The following is a 5874-nucleotide window of genomic DNA, read 5'->3' as shown; positions in this document are numbered from 1 at the left end:
CCGGCCGCCCGCGCACGACGCGAGCGCCGCACCGGCGATGCCCATCACGCTCGCGATCGCGAGTACGTTGCCGGTCGACTGCGGATCGAGCCCGGCTTCGGTCGCGGCGCGACTCGCGAACGTCCACACGCTGCCGATCGCGAGATAGAACGTCAGCACCGCGCCGATCGCGAGTACGACGAAACTTTGCGACGCAGGCGCCGCCGCGCCGCGTGCGTTTTGCGAGGGTGCGGTTCGTGCGCCCAGCGAGGACGGAAAGCCGCGCGACAGCGGTGCCGCGAGCAGCGCCAGCGCGGCGAGCGCGACATACAGCGCGCGCAGCCCGAACGCCGCGAACACATGCGGCAGCACGAACAGGCCGATCGCGCCCGCGATCAACTGGCCGACGACCCACAGGCCGTACACGCGGTCGCTGTTCTCGCTCGTCGCGGCGCTCGTCATGCAGAGCACCATCAGCGAGCCGCCGCCGAGCGCGGTGACGGCGCGCAGCGCGAGCAGTGCGACGAAGCCCGGCATCCACAGCGCGGTCAGCAGGTTGCCCGCGCCGAACAGCGCGATGGCGAACGCGGCGACGCGGCGCGCATCGACCCGGCCGAGCCACAGGTACGACGGCACGGTCGCGAGGCTGAACGCACCGAGTTCGACGAAGAAGTAGGTGCCGATCTGCGACGCGGACAGCCCGAGCTGCGTCGCGAGCTGGCCGGCGACGGCGGGCGCGACGAGCAGCAGCAGCGGCGTGATGGCCGCGAACACGACGAGCGCGACGAGCGTCGAGCGCGCGAAGGTCGATGCACGGCCGTCGGGCGGGAGTGCGGCATCCGTAGAAAGGGTTTTCATGGCGGGATCTCGTGTGGGAAATCAGAACAGGTGGTACATGCCGACCATCGCGCCGAACTGCGATGCGCCGGCGAGCGGCGTCGGGTCGTATTCGTAGACGGTCTGCGAACTCTGGCCGCTGTTGCGCGCGTAGCCGAGGTTCACGTAGGCGACGGTGCGTTTCGACAGCGCGTACGTGGTGCTCGCGATGAACAGCGTCGGGTGGCCGATTGCCGGCGTGCGCGAATCGGTGTGATAGACACCCGCGTTCAGGCCGATCTCGCTCGACATCTGGTAGCGCGCACCGCCCCAGACGATCGTGCGCGCCGCGTCGAGGTCGCCGGTCAGGCGTTCGACCCCCGCATAGACGGTGAGCGGCAGTGTGGCGAACGCATAGCGCGCGGCGAGCGTGCCGAGTTCGCGGCGGCGCGCCGACGTGTCGTCGGCCGCCGAAACATCGCCATGTGACTGATGCAGCACCGCGCTGACCGACAGGCCGTTGCTCGTGTACTGGCCGCCGAGTTCGAGCACGCGTCCGGCGCGCGTATTGCCGGCGACGCCGGACGTCGCGGCAAGCGCCTCCACGTCGAAGCCGGCGAACGTCGGCGACTGGTACTTGACCGAGTTGTCGATGAAGTTCGCGTTCATCGGCACGATGACGCCCTGGCCGCTGTACGACGCGTACCAGAGCGGGTCGTAAAACAGCGTCTTGTCGAACAGCACGCTGAACTGCCGGCCGAGCGTGACGGTGCCGACGGGCCCCGCGATGCCGACGTACGCGCCGCGAAAGAATGCGTAGCCGGGCACGGTCGCGGTGCCGTTGTTGAGGTTGAGGCCCTGTTCGAGCTTGAACAGCGCACGCCAGCCGCCGCCGAGATCCTCGTGGCCTTTCAGCCCGACCTGCGAAGGCAGGATGCCGTAGTTCTGCAACTGCACGACCGAGTGGCGCCCGTCGGCGTGCGTCAGGTATTGCACGCCGGCGTCGAGCGCGCCGTATAGCGTGAGACTCGACTGCGCGTGCGCGGCAACGCTGCACGCGGCAAGTGTCGCGACGGCCGCGGCCGTGCGGATGAAGCGGGGTTTCGTCACGTGGGGTTCTCCAGACCGTCCTGCATCGGTTTGTCGTTGGTGTTGTCGCGACGCAGTGTCCGCAGCGGGAAAACCTTCGAACAGTCGTACAGATGAACGGTGTGGAAAACCCGCGGTGCGCGGCATGCACGCGGCGGGCTGCCGTGGCGCGGCGTGCTGCGGAGCAGCAACGTGCCGCGCACCGTTCAAATGGATGGGTCTGGCGCCCGTTCCGGTACCTTGGCCCGTCAAAAAAGCCGATCGCTATAATCGGCCGGTGTCGTTGCGCACATCAGCAGCCCGATCGGGCAGGGGAGCGGAAGGTGAGGATCACGACGGATTTCGGGCAGGATCTCGATGCGCTGCGCGACGTGCCGGCCGCCATCGTGCTCGACGACTTCGCCTGGCCGCCGCTGCCGTCCCGGCGCGCCGATTTCGACGGCGTGACGCGCGGCGACGCATCGCAGCGCGAACTCGGGCTGATGCTGCTCGACCTGTACGCGGTTGCCGCACGGTCCGGCATCGGCGAGTTCGAATACCGGTTCTTTTCGCTGCTGCAGGCGCTCATTCCGTTCGACGCCGCATGGACAGGCGTCGCGACCCATGTGCCGACCGGCCCGGTGATGCACAACAGCTTCCTGTACCGTCTGCCGCACGCGTTCTTCAGCGACTGGAAGCGCGTGCGCGATTGCGACCCGCTTGCGCACCGCACGCTGCGCGGCGCGCACGGCCACGCGGTGCGGCTGTCGGTCGTCGAGCCGGGGCTCGATGCCCGGTTTCGCGACTGGTGCGTGAAGTACGGGCTCGCGCAGCTGATGTGCGTGTGCACGCTCGATCGCCGGTTCGGCCTGACGACGTTCATGTCGATCTACCGACAGGGCCTGAATCGCCCGTTCAGCGACGACGATGCACGCCGTTTCGAGGAAGTGATTCCGCATCTCGCGGCGGCGCTGACGATCAATCGCGCCGCGCAGCTCACGCGCGAGCGCAGCGATACCGTCGCGCCGGCGGCGCGCGCACTGTGCGACAACTTCGGCGTGCTTCACCACGCCGATCACGGTTTCGACGACGTGCTGCGTACCGAATGGCCGGCATGGGCCGGTGCCCGCGTGCCGGAGCCGCTCGTCGCGCACCTGCGGCGCCAGTCGGGCCAGCCGTTCGTCGGCGATGCGCTGCGGATCCAGTGCGTGCCGGTTGCGGGGCTGTTCCAGATCGAGGCGCGGCCGCGCTCGCTGCTCGACCGCCTGAGCCCGCGCGAGCTTGCGGCGATCCGCTATTACGGCGCGGGGCGTTCGCACAAGGAAGTCGCGCAACAGATGGCGATTTCGCCGACGACCGTGCGCCACTACCTGCGCTGCGCGTACCGCAAGCTCGGCATGCACGACAAGAGTCAGATCGCCGGCGTGCTCGGCGCGACGGGCGGCGCGGCCGACGACGAGCCGGTGGAAGCGGGTGGCGAGCCGCGCTGAATCGCGCTGAGTCGCACGACCGCCGCGCGTTGCACGCGGTTGCGCGAATGGTTGTGCCCACAACCATTGAGCGTTATGCTCGTCAGCTCCCAGGAGACGGAATTCCATCATGAACGACACGAATTCAGGGTCGGTGCGCGCTGCGGTGGTCGGGGTCGGCGCGATCGGCGGGTTGCTCGCGGCCGCGTTGTCGCGGGCCGGCATGACCGTGAGCGCGTATGCGCGCGGCGCGACGCTCGACGCGTTGAACGCGCACGGCGTGCGCGTGATCGACGAGGCGGGCGCCACATCGTCGGTTCCGGTGCGGGCGAGCGACGATGCGGCCGCGCTCGGCGTGCAGGACTACGGGGTGATCGCGCTGAAGGCGCAGGCGCTGCCGGCGCTGGTCGCGCGCATCGCGCCGCTGGTCGGGCCGGACACCGTGATCGTCGCGGCAATGAACGGGCTGCCGTGGTGGTTCACGCACGGGCTCGAAGGGGCGCTGGACGGCGTGCCGCTCGATGCGGTCGATCCGGCCGGCGCGGTGTCGGCGGCATTGCCGCCCGCGCAGGCGATCGGTTGCGTCGTGCACCTGTCGTCGAGCACCGACGCGCCGGGCATCGTGCGCCGCGGGCGCGGCAATCGGCTGATCGTCGGTGCGCCCGATGCGCGGCTCGATGTTGCCACTGCGCGCTTCGCCGCCGCGCTGGCGGCGGGTGGTTTCGATGTCGAGTCGACGCCCGCGGTCCGGACCGAGATCTGGACGAAGCTGTGGGGCAACATGAACATGAATCCGCTGAGCGCGCTGACGGGGTCGACGGCCGAGCAGTTGCTCGACGATCCGTTCACGCAGGATCTCGCGCTGCGGATGATGGAGGAGGCGGCCGCGATCGGCGCGAAGCTCGGCCTGTCGACGGGGATGAGCGGGCCCGAGCGGATCGCGGTCACGCGCAAGCTCGGCGCGTTCAAGACGTCGATGCTGCAGGATTTCGAAGCGGGGCGCGCGCTCGAGATCGGGCCGATCCTCGGCGTGTTTCCCGAACTCGGGCGCAAGCTCGGCGTGCCGACCCCGTATTGCGATGCGGTGCTCGGGCTGCTCCGGCAGCGCGCGGCGAACAGCGGGCTATAGCGCGGGCGGGGCCGCTGCATGCGCGACGCCGGTGAGGCGAAGCGCTGCGATCCGCTTTCAACGCGTAGCGCCGTATGACGCAAAGCGGGCCGCCCGCGTCGCTGGTGAGGCGACCGGGGCGGCCCGTCGAATTCGTCGGATCAATACTGCGGGCGCCGTGCCCGTGCTGCCGCTCAGTCGTCCCGCTCGGTCGCGTGCGCGACGACCTTGTCGAGCAGCCGTTCGAACGTCTGGCGTTCGCTGTCGGACAGGCACGCGAGCAAGCCGTCGTTCCACTTGCGCACGATCGGCATGATCTTGCGATGCAGCGCGCGGCCGTCGGCGGTCAGCGCGATCAGCACGATCCGGCCATCCTCCTCGCTTGCGCTGCGTTCGAGCAGCCCCTGGCGCAGCAGCGCCTCGGCTGCCCGGCTCGCCTGGCTCTTGTCGAGATTGGTGTGGCGCGCGAGATCCATGATCGAGAACGGGCCGAAGGCGCCGACGGCGGCGATCACGCGTGCCTCGGGCAGCGAGATGTCGAGCTTGTGCCGGTACATCTCGCCGATCCCGCGGTCGGATCGCTTCGTGAGCGCGTGGAGGCGATAGGTCAGAAACTGATCGAGCCCGGCTTGACGGCCTTTCATGTCGAATCCTGAAGAAAAAGGGCGGGCCCGATTGTTCCTGTATCGCGCGCTCGGGTCAACGGTCAGTGTGCGCCGTACTTCAGGCGTGTCAATTGCTCCGCTTCGTTCGCGAGCAGATTGGCCGCGTCGCGGATCGCGACGTCGAGCGTGATCGGCCCGGGAGCCGGCGAGAAGCAGCCGGAAAAATGTTCGGACAGGCGCGGCAGCGCGGCCGGGTCGACGGCGCCCGACAGCAGCGACGCGGGCACGCCGGCGGCCTGCGCGTGGCGGCACGCGATGAACGGCGCCTTGCCGTGCAGCGTCTGTACGTCCGAGCGGCCTTCGCCGGTGATCAGCCAGTCGGCGCCGGCGAGCGCGGCGTCAAGGCCGACCTGCCGCGCGACCACTTCGGCGCCTGCTTCGAACTGCGCGCCGAGCATGTGCAACGCGAAACCGAGGCCACCCGCGGCGCCTGCGCCCGGCAGGTCGCGGCTGCGACGGTCGAGCGCGGCTTCGAGCAGGTCGGCGAAGCGGGCGAGGGCCGCGTCGAGGGTCGCAACCTGCTCGGGCGTCACGCCCTTTTGCGGGCCGAACACGGCGGTCGCGCCGTGCGTGCCCGTCAGCGGGTTGTCGACGTCGGACATGCCGATGAATTCCGTTTCCTTCAGGCGCGGGTCGAGCCCCGACGCGTCGATGCGTGCGATGTCGGCGAGCCGCGACGGCACGGGCTCGACCGGCTGGCCGGCCGCGTCGAAGCACTGCAGGCCGAGGCCGGCGAGCAGCCCGGCGCCTGCGTCGTTGGTGCTGCTGC

6 protein-coding genes are annotated in these 5874 nt (G+C 69.7%); 2 read left to right on the top strand and 4 right to left on the bottom strand.

The window, feature by feature from the left end; genetic code table 11:
- A partial coding sequence (locus G3O00_RS39215) for an MFS transporter (protein WP_206146203.1) occupies positions 1 to 837 on the bottom strand: 837 nt, incomplete at its 3' end.
- 21 nt (positions 838 to 858) lie between these two features.
- Positions 859 to 1905 carry a porin gene (locus G3O00_RS39210; RefSeq protein WP_206146202.1) on the bottom strand — a complete coding sequence of 349 codons (1047 nt, stop codon included), beginning with the start codon at positions 1903 to 1905 and terminating at the stop codon, positions 859 to 861.
- A 302-nt stretch (positions 1906 to 2207) separates the two neighbouring features.
- Between G3O00_RS39210 and G3O00_RS39205 the strand changes: the two genes are divergently transcribed.
- Complete coding sequence (locus tag G3O00_RS39205; RefSeq protein ID WP_011352366.1) at positions 2208 to 3353, top strand: helix-turn-helix transcriptional regulator; 1146 nt, start codon at positions 2208 to 2210, stop codon at positions 3351 to 3353.
- A 109-nt stretch (positions 3354 to 3462) separates the two neighbouring features.
- A complete protein-coding gene (locus tag G3O00_RS39200; RefSeq protein ID WP_206146201.1) occupies positions 3463 to 4461 on the top strand; it encodes a 2-dehydropantoate 2-reductase in 999 nt (332 codons plus the stop codon).
- 173 nt (positions 4462 to 4634) lie between these two features.
- Here G3O00_RS39200 and G3O00_RS39195 read toward each other — a convergent pair whose 3' ends face one another.
- The gene (locus tag G3O00_RS39195; protein WP_011352364.1) at positions 4635 to 5084 is read right to left on the bottom strand and encodes a MarR family transcriptional regulator; all 450 of its coding nucleotides are present in this window, start codon (positions 5082 to 5084) and stop codon (positions 4635 to 4637) included.
- A 62-nt stretch (positions 5085 to 5146) separates the two neighbouring features.
- On the bottom strand, positions 5147 to 5874 hold a 728-nt coding region (locus G3O00_RS39190; RefSeq protein WP_206146200.1), incomplete at its 5' end, for a glycerate kinase.

Origin of the sequence: Burkholderia sp. Ac-20384 (assembly GCF_017104605.1) — a bacterium.
In the GTDB taxonomy this organism is placed as follows: Bacteria; Pseudomonadota; Gammaproteobacteria; order Burkholderiales; family Burkholderiaceae; genus Burkholderia; species Burkholderia lata.
The sequence above is the reverse complement of the archived record's forward strand: the minus strand, read 5'-3'. Positions and strand labels throughout refer to the sequence as shown.